Below are 19,856 nucleotides of genomic sequence, written 5' to 3'. Positions count from 1 at the left end.
GCCCGGTCCGGGCGGGGGCACCCGACCTAGCTGGAGTAGACCTCGAACTCGCTGAGCTGGCCGGCCGGCCAGCCGCTGTTGCCGGTGACTGTCAGCCGCAGGTACCGCTGGGTGGTCGCCGTGAAGGTCACCGTGACCGTGTTGCCGCTGGCCGGGTTGAAGCTGTAGCCGGCCGACGCTTTCAGGGTGCTGAACGTCGAGCCGTTGGTGGAGCCGAGCACCGCCAGCGTCTGCGTACGCGTCTGCCAGGCCGACGAGGGCGGGAGCTTCAGCACGACCCGGGACACCGACCGGTCAGCGCCCAGGTCCACTGTCAACGACTGCGGGAAGGCGTTGTTGGCGCTCTCCCAGTAGGTGTTCGCGTTGCCGTCCACCGCGTTGGGGGCGGCGTACACGTCGGAGTGGCTGGTCTCGGTGATCGACCGTCCGGCCGCCAGGTTGCCGCTGGGGGGCGGGGTGGTCGGCGGTGGCGTGGTCGGGGGCGGGGTGGTCGGTGGTGGCGTCGTCTGGGTGCCGCCGTACACCTCGACCTCGGAGAGTTGCGCTGCCGGCCAGCCGGTGTTGCCGGTGACGGTGACCCGGATGTAGCGACGGTCACCGGAGGGCAGCCCGATCGACACCGTGTTGCCCGCACCGGGGGCGAAGACCCTACCGGCGGACGACGCCAGAGTGGTGTACGACGACCCGTCGGTGGAACCGAGCACCGACAGGGTCTGGGTGCGTTGCTCCCAACCGCCGGGCAGTTTGAGCGCCACCCGGTCGACCGACCGGGACGCACCCAGGTCGATGGTGACCGACTGGGGGAAGGCGTTGTTGGTGCTCTCCCAGTACGTCGACGCGTTGCCGTCCACCACGTTGGCGGCCGTGTAGCTCTGGTTGGTGCTGGTCGCCGTCGTGGACCGGCCCAGTGCCAGGTTGCCGCTGGTCGGGGGCGGGGTGGTCGGCGGCGGCGTGGTCGGCGGCGGCGAGGTGGGTCCACCGCCCCACTGGGGGTTCGGCCACGGGCCGCAGTACGGGGTCGGGGTGTACCAGCCGGAGTTGCCGGAACCCTGGGTGATCTGGAAGCCGGCACCCACGCAGTTGTGCATCGGGTTGCTCTGCGCGATGTTCGTGGCCCGCACGTTGGTGAACGACACCTGGCTGTTCGCCTGCACCTGGAGCGCGTACGTGCCGGCGCCGTCGATCCGTACGTTGTTGAGGTTGATCCCGTTGGTCTGGCCCTCGATCCAGTGCAGCGCCGCGTACGAGCTGTCCAGGATGTCGGTGTCGGTGATGTTGATGGTGGGGTTCTGGAACGCCTCGTTGAGCGCGGAGAACCAGATCGCCCCGACACCGAAGTTCCAGTTGTAGTCCGAGTTGCCGTTACGGATCAACGTGTTCCGGGCGATCGTCCAGGTGCCCTGGACTCCGGTGGCGCCCTGTACGCCGGGGTAGCGGTTAGCGACGTGGATGCCGCCGCCGTTGGTCAGCGAGTCGGCAGTCACGTTGTCGGTGATCTTGATGTCCCGACCGCCGTAGCTGACCAGGTGGTTCGCCAGCAGCGTCACGCCGATGGTGTTGTGGGTGAAGGAGTTGTTGACGTTCGGCACGCTCTGCGCCCACATCGCCAACGCGTCGTCGCCGGTGTTGCGGACGAACGTGTTCGTCACCGTCGAGTTGGTCACCCCGGTGTGGAAGTTCACCCCGTCCGCTGTCTGGTCCAGGATGCGGCTGTTGCGGATGGTGAAGTTGTCCATCGGGCCGTCCATCCACGCCCCGACCTTTGTGTTCTCCAGCCAGAGGTTGTCCACCACCGAGTTGGTCATCGCCCCGCCCAGGGCGTTCACCTGGTCGTCGTCGACCCGCTCGCGGATGTCGCCGATGATGGCGAAGTCCCGCAGCGTGACGTTGCGGCTGGGCCCGTTCGCCTCGTGTGGGCGGACCGGGCCGGTGTAGCCGCCACCGGGAACGTACTTGCCGTAGATGCCGACGGACCTGTTCCGCTCGGTGGGGTGCCGGCCGCCGAGCACCGAATACCAGGGGCCCGCGCCGCGCAGAGTCACCCCGTCGACCACCACGTGGTCCCAGAGGGTGAAGGTGCCGGTCGGGATCCAGACCGCCCGGCCCTGGGCCTTGCCGGCGTCGACCGCCGCCTGGAACTTCGCCGTCGAGTCGGTCGCGCCGCTCGGGTCGGCGCCGAAGTCGGTGACCACGTCGAGCACACCGGAGGGCTTCGTGATCGCCGGGGAGACCAGCTCGAAGTCGGCCAGGTCGATGGTGAACGTGGGCGACTGCGCGGTCGAGGAGACCTGGAGCCGGATCTTCGTGCCGGCCGGCTGGGTGCTGCCGAACAGCGCCCGGGTCTCGTCGTAGAAGTGGTGCGGGTTGGTGTCACCCGGGTTGTTGTTGAACGGGTATCCGCCGTAGTACCAGCCGTACCTCGACGTCACCGGGACCGCCTTCAGCAGCGCCCCGTTGGCCCGCAGGTCGATGGCGGCGTCCCGACCGGTGCCGGCCGGGCTGTCCGGCAGGCTGTAGCGGAAGGTCACCGCGTTGGCCGGGGCGGTGAGGGTGAACTCGACGTACTCGCCGACGGCGTCGAGGGTGACCGCCTCCCGGCCCGACGCCTCGGACGGCAGCGTGCCGTAACGCCGATCCGGGCCGATCTTCGTGCCGTTGTGGGCGGTCTCCTCCGCCTCCTGCTCGACGAACGGAACTGTCGCGCCCCGGTTGGGGATGTCGAAGGGGGACAACCCCGCCGCCGAGGCCGGGGTCGCGGTGCCGGTGACAGCGAGGGCGGTGACCGATGTGGCGGCGAGCACTGTGGCGGCGATGGCGGCCAACAGCGCCCGGGTCGGGTGTCGAAGGTGGTGCGGGGTGCCGGTGGTGTGGTTGGCCATGAGCTGCGCTCTCCCTTTCGTCAGGCAGGCCAGATCCCCCCGTGTCGGTGCGGTGTCGCGCGTCCCCCCTCGGTTCTCCCTTCTTGGTGGCGTGGTGCCGGCGGCCGGGACGGGCCGCCGGCACCACGGCGGGCAGAGTCAGGTCAGGCCGGGCCGTCCGCCCCGCGCGGCCCGTCGGTGACTTCGGCGGTACGCAGCCAGACCGCTGTGTCGGACGGCAGCAACCCGTCGTCGAGCGGCCCGCTGGCCAGCAGCAACTCCCCCTGAGCTGGCATCGGCACCGGCGCGGCGGACAGGTTGACCAGGCAGGTGAAGCCACCCCCGCCGCGGCTGAACGCCAGCACCCCGTCCGGGGCGGGCAACCAGGTCAGCTCACCGTCACCGAGCGCCGGGTCGGCCCTTCGGGCCTGGATCGCCGCCCGGTACAGCTCCAGCATCGAGGCCGAGTCGCCGGTCTGCGCGCTGGCCGTCCGGTCCTTCCAGTCGGCCGGCTGCGGCAGCCAGGGCGCTGCGGCACCAGTGGGACTGAACTCGAACGGCGGTTCGTCCCCGGCCCACGGCAGCGGTACGCGGCAGCCGTCCCGACCGGGGTCGATCCGGCCGGACCGCTCCCACATCGGGTCCTGTCGCATCGCGTACGGGATGTCCTCGACCTCGTAGAGGCCCAGTTCCTCGCCCTGGTAGACGTAGGCGGCACCGGGCAGCGACAGTGAGAGCAGCGCGGCGGCGCGGGCCCGGCGGGTGCCCAACTCCAGGTCGGTGGGGATGCCCTCGCGTTTGGCGGCGAAGCTGAACCGGGTGTCCGCGCGACCGTAGCGGGTGACGTGCCGGGTGACGTCGTGGTTCGAGAGCACCCAGGTGGCCGGCGCGTTGACCGGTGCGTGCGCGCTCAGCGTCCCGTCGATGCTCTCCCGCAGCGCCGCGGCGTCCCACGCGCAGCCGAGGAAGTCGAAGTTGAACGCCGCGTGCAGCTCGTCCGGGCGCAGGTAGTTGGCGAACCGCTGCCGGTCCGGCAGCCACACCTCACCGATCAGCGCCCGGTCGGCGTACTCGTCGGCGACCCGACGCCAGCCCCGGTAGATGTCGTGTACCCCGTCGAGGTCGTGGAACGGGTGCGGCTGGTCCGGCTGCACCTCGGGCAGTGTCGCGTCCTTGACCAGGAGCCCGGCCGAGTCGATCCGGATGCCGTCCACCCCCCGGTCGAACCAGAACCGCAGGATGTCCTCGAACTCCTCCCGCACCCGGGGGTGGTCCCAGTTGAGGTCCGGCTGCTGCGGGGCGAACAGGTGCAGGTACCAGTCGCCGGGGGTGCCGTCCGGGTTGGTGGTGCGCGTCCAGGTCGGCCCGCCGAACTCGCCGATCCAGTCGGTGGGCCGCTCGTCGCCCTTGGGGCCTCGGCCGGGCCGGAACCAGAACAGGTCCCGTTCGGGCGCGTCGGGCCCGCCGGCGAGGGCGGCCTGGAACCAGGGGTGCGCGTCGGAGCAGTGGTTGGGCACCACGTCGACGATGGTCCGGATGCCCAGCTCGTGCGCCTCGGCGATCAGCGCCTCCGCGTCGGCCAGCGTGCCGAAGACCGGGTCGATGTCGCGGTAGTCGGAGACGTCGTAGCCGGCGTCCGCCATCGGGGACGGGTACCAGGGACTGAACCAGATCGCGTCGATGCCGAGCGCGGACAGGTGGTTCAGCCGGGACCGGATGCCGGCGATGTCGCCGATGCCGTCGCCGTTGCCGTCGGCGAAGCTCCGGGGATACACCTGGTAGATCACCGCTCCCCGCCACCACGGACTTCTGTCAGCTGTGGACACGAGCACCTGCTTTCTGCGTCAGTACGTCGGCGGACTCGCCGGACCTGGTCATGTGTCGGGCGAACTGTCGTTGTTCGCCGCGCGGACGGATGCGGTGGTGGTCAGCCCTTGATGCTGCCCGTGGTCAGACCGGACATGATGTTCCGTTGGAAGATCAGGAAGATGATGACTGTCGGGATCGCGGCGATGACCGACGCGGCGATCACCACGTTCATCGGTGTGCCACCGGCGAAGGCGTAGATGCCGACGCTCACCGTCCGGGTCTCGGGCGAGGGCATGACCAGCTTCGGCCAGAGGAAGTCCTTCCAGACCGCCGTCACCGCGAAGATCGACACTACGCCGAGGATGGGACGCGACAGCGGCAGGATGATCGACCAGAGCGTGCGCAGCGACGTCGCCCCGTCCATCAGGGCCGCCGCCATCAACTCCTCCGGAATCGAGTCGAAGAACCGCTTCAGCAGGAAGATGTTGAACGCGTTGGCGACCAGGGGCAGCCAGATGGCGAACGGTGAGTCCAGCAGGTTGATGTGCACGATCGGCAGGTCGATCACCGTCACGTACTGCGGAACGATGAGGACCATCGCCGGGATCATCAGCGTCCCCAGCATCAGGGCGAGGATCACGTTGCCGAAGATCGGTCGAAGCTTGGACAGCGAGTACGCGGCTGCGGTGTCGAAGACCAGTTGGAACAGCACCGCGCCGATCGCGTAGTAGAAGGTGTTGAAGAGCAGCTTGGCGAGGGCCAGGTTGTTCCACGCGTCGATGTAGTTCTGCGGCTGTGGGTCCTTCGGGAACAGCGACGGCGGGGTCTGCGCGATCTCCTGACCGGACTTGAGCGCCCCGGTGACCATCCAGTAGAGCGGTCCGAGGAAGACCAGCGTGAACCCCGCCACCACGACGACCAGCAGCGTCCAGTAGATGACCTTGCCGCGCCCCCGGCTCAACTGGGAGTGGGAGATGAGGGTCCGGGTTCCGGAATCCTGTGCCATTCCTCGCCGTCCTAGTCCTGTTTCGCAGTCAGCCGCACGTACACGGCGGAGAAGCCGGCCAGCACCACGAGCATGATCACGCCCAGCGCGGCGGCGCCGTTGAGGTCGTTCTGGAAGAACCCGTGCTGATAGATGAGGTACGCCACCGAGGTCGCCGAGTCCTCAGCGCCCGCTCCGTTGGCGAGGATCAGTGGCTCGATGAAGAGCTGCATGGTGGCGACGATCTGGAGCATCGCCAGGAGCGCGAGGATGAGCCGGGTCTGCGGGATCGTCACGTGCACGATCCGGCGCCAGATCCCGGCGCCGTCCAGCTCGGCGGCCTCGTAGAGCTCACCGGGGATGTTCTGCAACGACGCCAGGTAGATGAGCACCGCGCCGCCCATGTTCATCCAGGTCGACGCGACCACCATGGCCGGCATCGTCATCTCCGGCGACTGCATCCACTGCGAGGTGGGCAGGTGCAGCGCCTTGAGGATCGCGTTGAACAGCCCTGCCTCGCTCGGGTCGTACGCGTAGAACTTGAAGAGGAACAGCGCCGAGGCCGGCGGCAGCATCACCGGCAGGTAGACCAGGATCCGCAGGTACCCCTTGGCGTGACGGAACTCGTTGAGCAGGATCGCCACGAAGAACGGCACCACGTACCCGAGGGCCAGCGCCAGGACCGTGAAGTAGAAGGTGTTCTGCCAGGCCGTCCAGAAGCTGGGGTCGGCGATGATGCGGGAGTAGTTGTCCCAGCCCACCCAGGTGGTCTCGCCGCGCCGGGTGCGCTGGAAGCTCATCACGATGCCGCGGATCATCGGGTACCAGGAGAAGACGACGAAGCAGAGCACCGCCCCGATCAGGAACGCGTGACCGGTGAGGTTGTCCCGTACCTTGCGGCCGAGGCTGGTGCGCTGCGGCCTCGCCGAGTACGGCGACGGCGGGCGGCCCGGTTTCCTGGGGGTCTCCGGGACGGTGGTGATCGCCAAGGCAACTCCTGGGTGAGTCGGTGACGTCGAGATGTGGTGCAGGTGGCGTGGGGGTCGGGTCGGCGTCCCGACCCCCACACGATCGGTCAGCTCTCGGCGGCGAGGAGCTGGTTGACCTTCTCCTCGGCGGTCTTGAGCAGCGCGTCGATGTTCGAGTTCGGGTTGGTCAGCACACCCGACATCGCCGCGTCGAGCACCGCGTAGACCGCCTGGGCGTTGCGCGGCTCACCCTTGATCGGGACCGGGGTCGCCTCGAAGAGCGCGAAGTTCGTAGTGTCGACGTTCGCGTTCGCCTTGCGCAGCTCCAACTCCTGCTTCTGCGCGTCACTGCCGTTGGCGAAGAGCAGCGGCTGGGGCAGACCGACCGGGTAGTTCTGCGGCTTGGCCCGGACGTAGTCGAACTGGCCCTTACCCGGGGTGAGCTTCTGGTACGCGATCCACTTCAGACCGGCCTTGACCTGCTCGGGGGTGAGGTCCTTCTTGAAGAAGTAGCCCTCGCCACCACCAAGCGTGCCCTTCGCCGCGCCGTCCTGGCCGGGCAGCGGAGCCATCGCCCAGTCCTGGAACTTGCCCTGGAACTGGCTGACGATCGCCTGGGTGGCGTCCGGCGCGCCGATGAACATGCCGACCTTGCCCGCGCCGGCGTTCGTCAGCAGGTCACCCCACTGGAGCAGCTGACGGGCGCCCATGCTGTTGTCGCCGTACCGCATGTCCTTGAGGTTCTGCAGGACCTGCTTGCCCATTGGGTTGTTGAAGTCGGCCTTCTTGCCGTCCTCGGTGAGCACCCGGCCACCCTGCGAGTAGAGCAGGGAGGTGAAGTGCCAGCCGCCGGTGTTTCCGGCGCTGTACTCCGAGTAGCCGGCGATGCCGTTGCCGAGCGCGGAGATCTTCTTGGCGGCGGTCCGAACGTCGGCCCAGGTCTTCGGCGGGTTGTTCACGTCCAGCCCGGCCTGCTGGAACAGCACCTTGTTGTAGACCAGGCCCATCGAGTAGTTCTTCACCGGAACGGCGTAGAGCTTGCCTCCGTCGGTGAAGACCTCCTTGAGCGCCGGGTCGACGCTCTCCCAGGTCGGGATCGCGTCCTTGTTGACGTGCTGGCTGATGTCCATCGCCTGACCGGAGTCGAGCACCTGCTGGAGATCGGTCATGTACCCGTAGAAGACGTCGGTAACGGTGCCACCGGCGAGGCGGGCGGTGAAGTCCGGCGGGTTGTTGCACTGCTCGCCGACGCTGACGCTCTTGATGGTGATGTCCGGGTTCTGCTTCTGGAACTCGGCGACGTCGTCGTTCCAGTTCTTCAACAGCTCTTTCTGGGCGCCGACCGGCTGGCAGTCGACAGTGATGGTGACCTTGCCAGCTGCGTTCGAGCCCTTGTCGTCACTCTTCGTGGAGCACGCCGTGAGGCTGAGCCCCAGGCCGGCCACGAGCGCAACCGCCGCAGCCTTTCGGTATTGCGGTACGGACATCTGTCCATCCCTTCGGGAACGGGTGTCTCCAATGACCTTCGCTGATCTGCGGTGATACGACCTGACGCCCAGTAGCTGCGTCGGAGCCAGGTGTGAGTGGAGTCACTGTAGCGAGGCCGACTCATTTCGGCAAGGTATCGACCCTATGGCGAAAGGACACGACGTGATGACGACAGATGTTGGCAAGCTGCTGAAAGCAGCCCTGTTTGCCGGCTATTGATCCCTTATGGCCGATCATTCGGCCCTGTCGATGGCGACCGGGTCCAGCAACGACGAAAACGGCCGCCGACCGCGAGAGGCGGTCGACGGCCGAAGCGTCGTTCGGTGTGGTGCCTAGCGGCCGGGGGCGGGTGCGGTGGAGCCCCGCACCACCAACTCCGGCTCGAACAGCAGCTCGTCCTGAAGGACGCCGGCACCCTCGATCTGGGTGACCAGCAGATCCACCGCGGCCTGCCCCATCGTCTCGATCGGCTGCCGCACAGTGGTCAACGGCGGATCGGTGCACGTCATGAAGGCGGAGTCGTCGAAACCCACCACCGACACGTCGGCCGGCACTGACCGCCCCAACCGTCGGGCCGCCCGGATCGTGCCCAACGCGAGCACGTCGCTGGCGCAGATGATGCCTGTCACGCCCCGCTCGACCAACTTCGTGGCGGCGACCCGCGCCCCCTCCATCGAAAAGCTGGAACGCTCGACGCACTCGGCGTCGCCCTCGTCCCAGCCGGCAGCCTGGACCATCGCGTCGAGCTTGCGCCGCGACGGCACGTGCCCCTCCGGGCCGAGCACCATGCCGATCCGTTCGTGCCCGAGCGAGCGCAGGTGCCCGTACGCCTGCTCGACCGCCACCGCGTCGTCAGTGGAGACCCGGGGGAACCCCAGCTCGTCCACACCGGCGTTGACCAGCACGACCGGAAGCCCTCGGTCGGTCAGTCGACGGTAGTGGTCGTGTCGGGCGTCGGCGAGCGCGTACGAGCCACCGGCGAAGATCACCCCGGAGACCTGGTGGTCGAGGAGCATCTCCACATAGTCCATTTCGGAGACCCCGCCGATGGTCCGGGCACAGAGCGCCGGGGTGTAGCCGCGCTGAGCGAGAGTGCCGGTGACCACCTCGGCCAGCGCCGGGAAGATCGGGTTCTGCAACTCGGGCAGCACCAGCCCGACCAGCCGGGCGCGTTCGCCGCGCAGCTTTGTCGGCCGCTCGTAACCGAGCACGTCCAGCGCCGTGAGCACGGCGGTGCGGGTCGCCTCGGAGACCCCGTCGCGGCCGTTGAGCACCCGGCTGACGGTGGCCTCGCTGACGCCCGCCTTCTTGGCAACTTCAGTCAACCGCTTGGTCACGGTCGCAATCGTACGTCACCTGAATGAAAGAAATGAACAGCAATTTGCCCGTCGTTTGCTGGCCGGCTGCCGCATTATTCCCACCGCCGACCATTCCGACCTCCGCCACCTGCCACACCACAACGCAGGCGGCCATGATCGACTCGGTTTCAGTGAAATCGCGGGGTTCCAATGCCCCGGACACCCCGACTTCCTGAAACGCGAGTGGATCATGCCCAGCCGCAGCGCGCGCGGGGCGTCGCGGGGCGCACGGCATTGCCAGGGGCCTTGGGGGCGGGCTGGGGTCAGGACAGGTCGTGCAACGCGGACTCGATGGCCCGGTGGAAGGTCGGGTACGCGTAGATCATGTGCCGGAGCTGACTCAACGGAACCGCCGCGTGCACCGCCACCACCAGCGCGGACAGCACCTCACCGCCGGCCGGGCCGACCGAGGTGGCGCCGATCAGCACGCCCTGGTCGGCGTCCGCCACGAGCTTGATGAACCCGTCGTCGCCGACACGGTGGATCCAGCCGCGGGTCGAGCTGCCGAGCTTGGTGAAACCCACCTGCACGTTGATGCCGCGTTCGCGGGCCTGCTGTTCGGTGAGCCCGACCGCGCCGATCTCGGGATCGGTGAAGGTCACCCGGGGCAGCGCGCGGTAGTCGGCTCGCGGGATAGTGCCGGCTGAGCCGCTCGATCCGCTGGCGGCCAGCGAGCTGGACGCGCCCATCGCTCCGCCGACCACGCTGGAGGTGCCGCTGGCGTCCGCCCCCGCCTTCGCCTGCCGGGCGCGGGCCAGGATGTCGGCGATCACGATCCCCGCCTGGTACATGGCGATGTGCGTGAAGGCACCCTCGCCGGTGATGTCGCCGACCGCCCAGACGTGGTCGGTGACGTGCAGACGGTCGTCGACCGGGAGGTAACGCTGGCTGGCGTCCAGGCCGATCGTGTCCAGGCCCAGCTCGGCCAGGTGGGCCTTGCGCCCGGTCACCACCAGCAGCCGGTCGGCGGTGAACTCCGCGCCGCCGCCACCGTGCAGTGTGAACCTGGTCCCGTCGTGTTCGACCCGTTCCGCGCGTACCCCGGTGTGGATCTCCACGCCGTCGGCGCGCAGCGCCGCGGCGGCGACCTCGGACGCCTCGGGTTCCTCGATGGCCAGCACCCGGTCGAGCGCCTCGACCACCGTGACCCGGACCCCGAAGCGGGCGAAGACCTGCGCCAACTCCAGGCCGATCGCGCCGCCACCCAGCACGAGCAGCGACTGCGGCAGCTCCTCGACCTCGATCGCCTGGTGGTTGGTCCAGTACGGCGTGTCGGCCAGGCCGTCGATCGGCGGCACCGACGGTCGGGTGCCGGTGCCCAGCACCACCCCGTGTCGGGCCTCGAACATCTGGTCGCCGACGCGGACCCGGCGCGGACCGTCGAGCCGGCCGCTGCCCCGCACGAGCCGGCCACCCTTGCCGACGAACCGCTCCGCCGCGACCGTGTCGTCCCAGGTGTCGGTGGCTTCCTCGCGGATCCGCTTCGCCACCGGCGCCCAGTCGGGTTGGACCTGCGCCGTCCCGGCGAGCCCGTCGACCCGGCGAGCCTCGGCGAGCGCGTTGGCCGCTCTGATCATCATCTTGCTCGGGATGCAGCCCCAGTACGGGCACTCCCCGCCGACGAGATCCCGTTCGACGCCGACGACGCTCAGGCCGGCCTCGGCAAGCCGCTCGGCCACCTCCTCGCCGCCGACCCCGAGCCCGACCACCACCACGTCCACCAACTCCGGCTCCGCCACACCGAACAGCATCCCCCAGCGACACCACCCCAACCACCGGGGTCGGCGGAAAAGTCGGCACGCGCACCGGCCCGGACGCCTACCGTGGCCGGATGCACGCACGCTTCGCTCCGGTCCGGGACTGCTTCCACGACATGCTTACCTCCGGTCGGGAAACCGGTGCCGCCCTGACCGTCTGGTACGACGGGCAGCCGGTCGTGGACCTGACCGGCGGCTCCCGCCGCGGCCACGGGTCGGGCGGCGAGCCGTGGCTGCCGGACACGCTGGTGAACGTCTACTCGGTCGGCAAGCCGGTGGCAGCGCTCTGCCTGTTGCTGCTCGTCGACCGGGGAGCTGTCGATCTCGACGCGCCGGTGGACCGGTACTGGCCGGAGTTCCGCACTCCCGCCACGGTGCGTCAGGTGTTGTCGCACACCGCCGGGCTGCCGGCCTTTCCGGTGCCGCGGCCGGCCGCCGCGATCGCCGACTGGGCGCTGCTCACCGGCGATCTGGCCGCCGCCGACCCCGAGTGGTCGCCGGGCTCGGTCGCCGGGGAACACGCCTGGACGTACGGGCATCTGGTGGGCGAGGTGGTCCGCCGCGTCGACGGGAGGTCGGTGGGCCGGTTCCTGGCCGAGGAGGTCGCCGACCGGTGGCAGCTCGACCTCGGGTTCGGGTTGACCGAGGCGGACCAGTTGCGCTGCGCGGACCTGCGGTACGGCGACCCGGGATGGCCGACCCGGAAGCTCGGCGAGCCGGGGTCACTGCGGGCGCGAGCGCTGGGCAACCCGGCCGGCGGGCTGGACGTGGCCGTGCTGAACAGTCCGCTGTGGCGGGGCGCCGAGATGCCGGCCGTCAACCTGCACGCCACCGCGCCCAGCCTGGCCCGGCTCTACGCCGGCCTGCTGGCCGGTGGTGTCCTGGACGGGGTCCGGCTGTTCAGCCCCGACCTGGTGGCGGAGGCGACAGGGGTCCAGTACGACGGACCGGACCTGGTCTTGGATCGCGACGCCCGCTGGACGTTGGGTATGCAGCGGGAGCCGGACGGCAGTTGGGGCATGGGCGGCATCGGCGGCAGCAGCGCGTGGGCCGACCCCGAGCGCGGCTACACCTTCGCGTACGCCACCGCGCACCTCGCCGAGCACGACCGGGTGGACGAGCTGGTCGAGGCGTTGCACTCGGTGCTCTGATCAGCGCAGCCAGACGGGGTCGGTGCCGGGTACCGAGAGGGGCGGTGGGTAGTCGAGCGTCTGGCGCAGGGCCTCGGGCAGCCGCCAGGGTTGGTGCACCGCCCTGCCCTGCACCGTCGCCAGCTCCGGCACCCACCGGCGCACGTAGTCGCCGTCCGGGTCGTACCGTTCGGCCTGCCGGACCGGGTTGAACCCCCGGTAGGGCTTCGTGTCGTTGCCGGTGCCGGCGACCCACTGCCAGTTGCCGGAGTTGTTCGCCACGTCCCCGTCGAGCAGCCAGCGGAAGAACACCCCAACCCCGGACCGCCAGTCCTGCCCGAGGTGCTTGGTCAGGTAGCCGGCGGTGATCAGCCGGGCCCGGTTGTGCATCCAGCCCTGTGCCAGCATCTGCCGCATCCCGGCGTCGACGATCGGCATCCCGGTGCGTCCCTCGGCCCAGGCCGCCAACGCGTCGTCGTCGTAGCGCCACTGCTCGGTGGCACCCCGCCGGTACGCCGCAGTTGAGATCTTCGGGAAGGCGGCGGTGACCTGGTAGTAGAAGTCCCGCCAGCAGAGCTGCCTGACGAACGGGCCGGACCGGTCGCCGGCACGGTTCGCCACCGCCAGCGGAGACACACAGCCGAAGCGCAGGTACGGGCTGAGCCGGGACGTGTCGTCGCCGGCCATGTCGTCGTGCTGATCGCCGTACCGGGTCAGGTCGGGCAGCCAGTCGGTGAGCCGCTGCCCGGCGATCCGCTCACCACCGATGGCCGCGTCGGGCGAGTCTCCGGTCGGCAGCGCCGGCAGCCGGCCCACGCGCACCCGATCGGGCAGTGCGATCCGGCGCGGCGCGGCCAGCTCCTCGCGCCACCGGTTGGCCGCCCAGGCCCTGTGGTACGGGCTGAAAACCCGGTAGTGGTCCCCGCCGCCACCGGGCCGCAACGCGCCCGGCTCGACCACCGTCAACCCGGGAAACAGTCGCAGGTGCAGCCGGTGCCGCTCACACTCGGCGCGTAGTCGCCGCTCCCGGCGGACGGCGTAGTGGCTGACGTCGGCCGAGAGCGCGACGGCGGTGGCCCCGACCTCGTCGGCCAGCCGGATCGTCTCGGCCACCGGGTCGCCGTGCCGGACCACCAGGTCGCCACCACGCTCACGAAGTTGGTCGCGCAGGTCGGCAAGGGCCTGGTGCAGGAAGCGGGTGCGGTTGGCGGAGAGGTCGGCCAGCGCCGGGTCGAGCACGTACAGCGGGACCACCTGGTCGAAGGCCGCAGAGGTGGTGGCCAGCGCCGGGTGGTCGTGCACCCGCAGGTCGCGGGTGAGGAGCACGATCGCCGTGCTCGCGGTCACCGGTTCTCCGGCTGGATCGTCGGCCCGGGAATGACTACCGGCGTACCGGTCGAGCTGAGCAGGGCCCGCGCGGCCACCGCCATCCGTCGGCGCTGCGGCACCAGGGCCCGCCGGACGAAGACGTCGTAGTCCTGCGCGGCCACCTCGTCGAGGATGCCGCCGTAGAGGGCGTACGCGGTGCGCATGCAGGCCTGTGAGGCGGGCGCCAGCATGGTGATGCCCGGTGCGGCGGCGGCGTAGTGCGCCTGGGCTCGGGTCACCTCGTACTCGATCAGCTCGCGGATCCGGGGGGTGACGCGGCCCCGGGCGCGGGCCTCGGCCAACTCCTCGCGGGTGACCCCGAACTTCGCCATGTCCTCGTCGGGCAGGTAGGTGCGGCCCCGGTCGAGGTCCTCGGCGACGTCCCGGATGAAGTTGGTGAGCTGGAAGGCGAAGCCGAGCTGTCGGGCCGGTTCCCGGGCCGCCACCGGGTCGGAGCTGCCCAGGATCGGCAGCATCATGGTGCCGATGACCGCCGCCGAGCCCTCCATGTAGTCGAGCAGGTGGTCGTAGGTCGGGTACGCGGTGACGGTCAGGTCCATCGCCATGCTCTTCAGAAACGACGCAAAGTCGTCCCGGTCGAGATCGAAGACGGCGATCGTGTGCAGCACGGCCGGCAACAGTGGGTCGTCTACCGGCGCACCGTGCAGACCGGCCACGAACTGGCTGGCCCAGCGGTCCAGCAGGGCGGCCCGCTCGGCCGGCGGCAGGTCCTCGGTGCGGTCGACGATCTCGTCCGCGTACCGCGTGAACCCGTAGAGGGCGTGCACATGTCGTCGTTTCCAAGCGGGGAGCAGGCGGGTGGCGAGATAGTAGGTGCGGCCGTGGCGTTTGTGCAGCTCACGGCACCGGTCATAGGCAGCGGTGAGATCAGTTTCCACCGGCCCTCCTCCATTTATCGACGCACCAATCGACGCAACCCGTAGCCTAGGGTACGCTCAGCCGCATGGCCAACGACGCAGTTGCGGGCAACGTGACCCGCGTGGCGCCGACAGGGCCAGGGGACGGGGACGATCCGGTCCGCGCCGTTCTGGCTGCTTATACCCACGATCTGGTCACGGCGGTCGACGAGACGCTGGACACCTTCCTCACCTCCGAGGTCGACAACCTCAACGACATCGACGCGTCGATGGGCCGCTTCGCCGCCACCGCGCGGGAGGCCGTCCTCACCGGCGGCAAGCGGATCCGCTCCACGTTCGCCTACTGGGGATGGCGTGGGGCCGTCGGTGGCACCGCGGCGCTGCCACCCGTGCTGCCCGCGCTGGCCGCGCTGGAGTTGCTGCATACCTTCGCGCTGGTGCACGACGACGTGATGGACGCGTCCACCACCCGCCGCGGCCGGCCCACCGCGCACGTCGCGCTCGCCGAACAGCACGTCGCCGCCGGCCACCGAGGTGATCCCGGCCGGTTCGGTGAAGCAGTCGCCGTGCTCATCGGCGACCTCTGCATGGTCTGGGCCGACCAGTTGCTGGCCCATGCCTCGGTGCCGTCGACGCGACTCTTCGAGGTGCGCCGCTGCTACGACCAGATGCGGGTCGAGACGGTCGCCGGGCAGTATCTGGACGTGCTCGGCGAGAACGACCCGGGCAACTGGTCGGTCGACCGGGCGCTACGGGTGGCCCGCTACAAGACCGCCAGCTACACCGTCCAGCGACCACTGCTCTTCGGTGCCTGCCTGGCCGGGGTGCCCGCCGACGACCCGCTGGTCTCCGCGTACACCCGCTATGGCCTGGCTGTCGGCGAAGCGTTCCAGCTCCGCGACGACCTGCTCGGCGTCTACGGCGACCCGGTCGCCACCGGCAAGCCGGCCGGGGACGACCTCCGCACCGGCAAACCGACCACGCTGCTGATGCTGGCCCGTGAGCTGGCCACACCGGCACAGCTCACGGCGTTGCAGCGGGCCGCCGACGGACCGGTCGACACGCTCGCCGAGCTGGTCGCCGAGACCGGCGCGGTGACCCGGGTGGAGCAGATGATCGCCGAGCGGGTCAGCGACGCGCTGGCCGCGCTCGACGCCGCACCCGTGGACCAGACGGCGCGGACCGCGTTGACCGGGCTGGCCACCGCCGCTGCCAACCGGCGGGCCTGATGAGCGAACTGAGCGAGGAGGTGGTCACGTGCGGACTGTGACAGGACGGACGGACCGGGTGGTGGTCGTCGGGGCCGGGCTGGGCGGGCTCGCCTGCGCGCTGCACCTGGCCGGCAGCGGTCGACAGGTGACAGTGCTGGAGCGCGAGCCGGTGCCCGGCGGGCGGGCCGGACGCCTCGGCGTGGACGGCTACGAGTTCGACACCGGCCCGACGGTGCTCACCATGCCCGACCTGATCGCCGAGGCGCTCGGCGCTGTCGGCGAGGAGCTGCACGACTGGCTGGACCTGACCCCGCTCGACCCCGCCTACCGGGCGTACTACCCGGACGGCTCGACTCTCGACGTGCTCACCGACACCACCCGGATGGCTGCCGAGATCTCCCGGGTCTGCGGGCCCCGGGAGGCCGACGGCTACCTGCGGTTCGTCGAGTACGCACGGGAGCTGTGGCGGCTGGAGCGCACCGACTTCATCGAGCGCAACCTGGACGCGCCGAGCGACCTGATCACCGGCAACCTGCTCAAGCTGCTCAGTGGCGGGGCCTTCCGGCGACTCCAGACGAAGATCAACCAGTTCTTCCGGGATCCGCGTACCCAGCGGATCTTCTCCTTCCAGGCGATGTACGCCGGCCTCGCGCCGCACGACGCGCTGGCCATCTACGCGGTCATCGCGTACCTCGACTCGGTGGCCGGGGTCTACTTCCCACGCGGCGGCATCCACGCGGTCTCCAGGGCGATGGCCGGCGCGGCCGAGAAGCACGGCGTGCAGATCCGGTACGACACCACCGTCACCCGGGTGGAGACAGTGAACGGCCGCGCCACCGGCGTGCTCACCGCCGACGGCGACCTGGTCCCGGCGGACGTGGTGGTGCTCAACCCCGACCTGCCTGTCGCCTACCGGGACCTGCTCCCCGCCGCGCCGCAGCGCCGGCTCACCTACTCGCCGTCCTGCGTCGTTCTGCACGTCGGCTCCCGACAGGCCTATGCGAAGATCGCCCATCACAACATCCATTTCGGGCGCGCGTGGAAGGGCACCTTCGATGAGGTCATCCGACGGGGTGAGCTGATGACCGATCCGTCGCTGCTGGTGACCAACCCGAGCCGGACCGACCCCGCGGTCGCACCTCCGGACCGACACACCTACTACGTGCTCGCCCCGGTACCCAACCTGCACCGGGCGCCGTTCGAGTGGCGCGGCGACCTGACCCAGCGCTACACCGACCAGCTGATCGGCACCCTGGAGGGGCGCGGCTACGTCGGCTTCGGCGACGGGGTCGAGGTGCTCCGGGCGATCACCCCCGCCGAGTGGGAGGAGCAGGGGATGGCCGCCGGCACCCCGTTCGCCGCCGCGCACACCCTCTTCCAGACCGGCCCGTTCCGCCCGTCCAACCTGCACCGCGACCTGTCGAACGTGGTCTTCGTCGGCTCCGGGACCCAACCCGGCGTCGGCGTACCGATGGTGCTCATCTCCGGCAAGCTCGCCGCCGGCCGGATCACCGGAGAGGGCCGATGAGCGGTCGTGAGAAGCACCTCGTCGAACTCGTCGACGAGACCGGCAAGGCCCACGGCGAGACGACAGTCGCGGCAGCGCACCAACCACCGGGGCAGTTGCACCGGGCCTTCTCGGTGTTGCTAGTGGACCCGGACGGCCAGGTGCTGCTCCAGCGCCGAGCCGGCGTGAAGACCCGGTTCCCGCTGCGCTGGGCCAACTCCTGCTGCGGCCATCCCCAGCCTGGCGAGTCGCTCGCCGAGGCGGCCAACCGACGGCTGAGCGAGGAGTTGGGCGCGGGCCCGGTCGAGCTGACCGAGGTCGGCATCTACGTCTACTACGCCGAGGACCCGGCGACCGGTCGGGTCGAGTTCGAGTACGACCACGTACTGCGAGGCGAGTTCCTGCCCAACGCTCCGCTACTGCCCGACCCGGACGAGGTGGCCGAGCTGCGGTGGGCCGACCCCGCCGCACTGGAGGTCGAGTTGAAGCGCGACCCCCGGTCGTACGCGCCCTGGCTGGGCGGGGTGGTGAGCCGGCTGCTCCGCCCCGCGGAGTCCCGGTCGGGCGCAACCGGCCCGGCCATGACGCCACCCGGATCGTCGGCGGATGACACGGCGGAGCGGTCGGGTGGTCGATGAGGCGCTGAGCGCGGGCGCTGTCGCACGTCGGTTGGGGGTCGCGGTGACGACCCTCCGCACCTGGCACCAGCGCTACGGGCTCGGGCCCAGCGAACACATCCCCGGTCACCACCGCCGGTACACACCCACCGATCTGGCCCGTCTCGAGATCATGCGACGACTCACCGCCGAGGGGGTGAGCCCCGCCGAGGCGGCCCAGTGGGCCCGCCAGGCACCGGACCCGACGCCAAACGGCACCGTCGCTCCCGCCCGGATCCACCCCACCGGCCGTGACGGCGGCAGCTCCATCCCGGTCGGCCGCGCCGGTCCGGCGGCCCGCGGCCTGGCCCGGGCGGCCATGCGACTGGACGCGGCGGCGATCAGCGAGACCATCGCGCACACCCTTGCCGCCAGCGGGGTCGTCGCCACCTGGGAGGGCCTGCTGCGCCCGGTGCTCGTCGGCATCGGCGAACGGCACGCCGCCACCGCCGGCCTGATCGAGGTGGAACACCTGGTGTCCCGCTGCGTCTCGGAGGCGCTCGCGGCGGCCAGCCGGGCCAACGTCCCCACCGGGCCGGCCCGGATCCTGCTCTCCTGCGCCGACGAGGAACAGCACACCCTGCCGCTGGAGGCGTTGGCGGCGGCTCTCGCGGAGGCCGGTGTCAGTTACCGGATGCTCGGCGCCCGGGTGCCGGTGGCCGCCCTCGTCGAGGCGGTCAACCGGACCGGCCCGGCCGCCGTGGTGCTCTGGTCGCACACTCGGGCCACTGCCGATCCGACCCAACTCAGCGCGCTACTCGCCGCTCCCCGACGCCCGTTGCTGGTGCTCGCCGCCGGCCCCGGCTGGCGAGCCGACACGCTGCCCGCCGGAGTGGTGCGGCCGGTCGACCTGGCCGAGGCGGTCTCGCTCTCCGCCGCCGTCCGCGACTCCCTGGACCAGTCGAGGCGTGACTGATCGCACTGTCGCCGGACCGCGTCGTGAACTACCGTCGGGCGGGTCCGCCTACCCCGACCCCTCCGGGAGCGAGCAGATGCAAGCCCGCGCCATCCTGGCGTCCGTCCTCGCCGTGGCGCTGCTCCTTTCCGGCTGTGCCCAGCCGAAGCGCACCATCGCACCCGTCGGCGCCCCACGGCCGGTGGAATCAACCACGCCGCCCACCCCGAAACCACGCCCCAGCGTCACCAAGCCGGCCAAGCCGCCGCTGCGGCCGCTGCCGGCCAAGCTCCCCACCGGCCTGGGACGCAACACCGGCGTACGTCCGGTGGCCCTGACGTTCGACGACGGGCCCAGCCCGGCCTGGACACCCAAGGTGCTCGACCAACTGAAGGCCGCCAAGGTGACGGCGACCTTCTGCGTCGTCGGCCGCGAGGTGCAGCGCCACCCGGAGCTGGTCCGGCGGATCGTCCGGGAGGGACACCAGCTCTGCAACCACAGCTGGCGACACGACCTCGAACTTGCCCGTCGACCTGTCGGCGAGATCCGGGCCGACCTGGACCGCACCAACAAGACCATCCAGAAGGCCGCTCCCGGCGCGAAGGTGTCGTTCTACCGGCAGCCCGGCGGCCGGTGGACGTCGGAGGTCGTCGGGGTGGCCAAGGACCTCGGCATGCGTCCGCTGCACTGGTCGGTCGACCCGCAGGACTGGGACAAGCCGACCGCCGCCACGATCGGCAAGCGTGTCCACTCCGCCACCCGGCCCGGTGCGATAGTTCTTCTGCACGACGGGGGCGGTAATCGGGCCGCGACACTCGCCGCATGCCCGAAGTTGATCGCCGACCTGAAGCACCGCTTCGGCATCACCCCACTCCGATAGAACCGCTCTGACCTGCGGTTATGACCCGCCCGAAGCCCTTGCCCATACCGATTTTGTCGACCGACGGAGCATCACGTATGCTTTCCAAGCCTCCGGCGGGGCCGGATG

Annotated in this window: 16 protein-coding genes; 6 read left to right on the top strand and 10 right to left on the bottom strand. The window is 70.3% G+C overall.

What is annotated here, in order from left to right:
- Nucleotides 1–26: 26 nt before the first annotated feature.
- The 8 genes from AB0K35_RS11255 to AB0K35_RS11220 all read right to left on the bottom strand — a co-directional run bounded on the left by AB0K35_RS11255 (nt 27) and on the right by AB0K35_RS11220 (nt 11,217).
- Nucleotides 27–2,879, bottom strand: coding sequence for a discoidin domain-containing protein (locus AB0K35_RS11255; protein ID WP_363884972.1), 2,853 nt, complete (start codon nt 2,877–2,879; stop codon nt 27–29).
- Between the two features lie 143 nt (nt 2,880–3,022).
- Complete coding sequence (locus AB0K35_RS11250) at nt 3,023–4,684, bottom strand: glycoside hydrolase family 13 protein (RefSeq protein WP_363884970.1); 1,662 nt, start codon at nt 4,682–4,684, stop codon at nt 3,023–3,025.
- A gap of 101 nt (nt 4,685–4,785) precedes the next feature.
- Entirely contained in the window at nt 4,786–5,673 is an 888-nt protein-coding gene (locus AB0K35_RS11245) for a carbohydrate ABC transporter permease (protein WP_363884968.1), read from the bottom strand.
- A gap of 11 nt (nt 5,674–5,684) precedes the next feature.
- Nucleotides 5,685–6,641, bottom strand: a complete 957-nt coding sequence (locus AB0K35_RS11240) for a sugar ABC transporter permease (RefSeq protein WP_124821582.1) — start codon at nt 6,639–6,641, stop codon at nt 5,685–5,687.
- An 86-nt stretch (nt 6,642–6,727) separates the two neighbouring features.
- Entirely contained in the window at nt 6,728–8,107 is a 1,380-nt protein-coding gene (locus AB0K35_RS11235) for an extracellular solute-binding protein (protein ID WP_238672790.1), read from the bottom strand.
- A gap of 333 nt (nt 8,108–8,440) precedes the next feature.
- Nucleotides 8,441–9,445 (bottom strand): LacI family DNA-binding transcriptional regulator, encoded by a 1,005-nt coding sequence (locus tag AB0K35_RS11230; protein ID WP_112677526.1) that lies wholly within the window; start codon nt 9,443–9,445, stop codon nt 8,441–8,443.
- A complete protein-coding gene (locus AB0K35_RS11225) occupies nt 9,426–9,629 on the bottom strand; it encodes a hypothetical protein (RefSeq protein ID WP_363884965.1) in 204 nt (67 codons plus the stop codon). The genes AB0K35_RS11230 and AB0K35_RS11225 overlap by 20 nt, the downstream gene beginning before the upstream one ends.
- 100 nt (nt 9,630–9,729) lie before the next feature.
- Nucleotides 9,730–11,217, bottom strand: a complete 1,488-nt coding sequence (locus tag AB0K35_RS11220; protein WP_363884963.1) for an NAD(P)/FAD-dependent oxidoreductase — start codon at nt 11,215–11,217, stop codon at nt 9,730–9,732.
- An 80-nt stretch (nt 11,218–11,297) separates the two neighbouring features.
- Here AB0K35_RS11220 and AB0K35_RS11215 point away from each other — a divergent pair, with 80 nt between their 5' ends.
- Complete coding sequence (locus AB0K35_RS11215; RefSeq protein WP_363884961.1) at nt 11,298–12,374, top strand: serine hydrolase domain-containing protein; 1,077 nt, start codon at nt 11,298–11,300, stop codon at nt 12,372–12,374.
- Here the strand turns inward: AB0K35_RS11215 and AB0K35_RS11210 are convergent, their stop codons facing one another.
- Nucleotides 12,375–13,700 carry a deoxyribodipyrimidine photo-lyase gene (locus AB0K35_RS11210; protein WP_363884959.1) on the bottom strand — a complete coding sequence of 442 codons (1,326 nt, stop codon included), beginning with the start codon at nt 13,698–13,700 and terminating at the stop codon, nt 12,375–12,377.
- Entirely contained in the window at nt 13,697–14,620 is a 924-nt protein-coding gene (locus AB0K35_RS11205; RefSeq protein WP_238672784.1) for a phytoene/squalene synthase family protein, read from the bottom strand. The genes AB0K35_RS11210 and AB0K35_RS11205 overlap by 4 nt, the downstream gene beginning before the upstream one ends.
- Before the next feature lie 65 nt (nt 14,621–14,685).
- Here AB0K35_RS11205 and AB0K35_RS11200 point away from each other — a divergent pair, with 65 nt between their 5' ends.
- The 5 genes from AB0K35_RS11200 to AB0K35_RS11180 all read left to right on the top strand — a co-directional run bounded on the left by AB0K35_RS11200 (nt 14,686) and on the right by AB0K35_RS11180 (nt 19,748).
- Nucleotides 14,686–15,828 (top strand): polyprenyl synthetase family protein, encoded by a 1,143-nt coding sequence (locus AB0K35_RS11200; RefSeq protein WP_238672783.1) that lies wholly within the window; start codon nt 14,686–14,688, stop codon nt 15,826–15,828.
- Nucleotides 15,829–15,856: 28 nt separating this feature from the next.
- Nucleotides 15,857–17,338 carry a phytoene desaturase family protein gene (gene crtI / locus AB0K35_RS11195; RefSeq protein WP_238672782.1) on the top strand — a complete coding sequence of 494 codons (1,482 nt, stop codon included), beginning with the start codon at nt 15,857–15,859 and terminating at the stop codon, nt 17,336–17,338.
- The gene (gene idi, locus AB0K35_RS11190) at nt 17,335–17,955 is read left to right on the top strand and encodes an isopentenyl-diphosphate Delta-isomerase (RefSeq protein ID WP_238672781.1); all 621 of its coding nucleotides are present in this window, start codon (nt 17,335–17,337) and stop codon (nt 17,953–17,955) included. Before crtI ends, idi begins: the two co-directional genes overlap by 4 nt.
- A complete protein-coding gene (locus AB0K35_RS11185) occupies nt 17,945–18,889 on the top strand; it encodes a MerR family transcriptional regulator (RefSeq protein ID WP_357361144.1) in 945 nt (314 codons plus the stop codon). The genes idi and AB0K35_RS11185 overlap by 11 nt, the downstream gene beginning before the upstream one ends.
- Before the next feature lie 76 nt (nt 18,890–18,965).
- Nucleotides 18,966–19,748 (top strand): polysaccharide deacetylase family protein, encoded by a 783-nt coding sequence (locus AB0K35_RS11180; RefSeq protein WP_363884956.1) that lies wholly within the window; start codon nt 18,966–18,968, stop codon nt 19,746–19,748.
- The last annotated feature ends 108 nt before the right edge of the window (nt 19,749–19,856 follow it).

The organism is Micromonospora sp. NPDC053740 (assembly GCF_040677775.1).
In the GTDB taxonomy this organism is placed as follows: domain Bacteria; phylum Actinomycetota; class Actinomycetes; order Mycobacteriales; family Micromonosporaceae; genus Micromonospora; species Micromonospora alfalfae.
The sequence above is the reverse complement of the archived record's forward strand: the minus strand, read 5'-3'. Positions and strand labels throughout refer to the sequence as shown.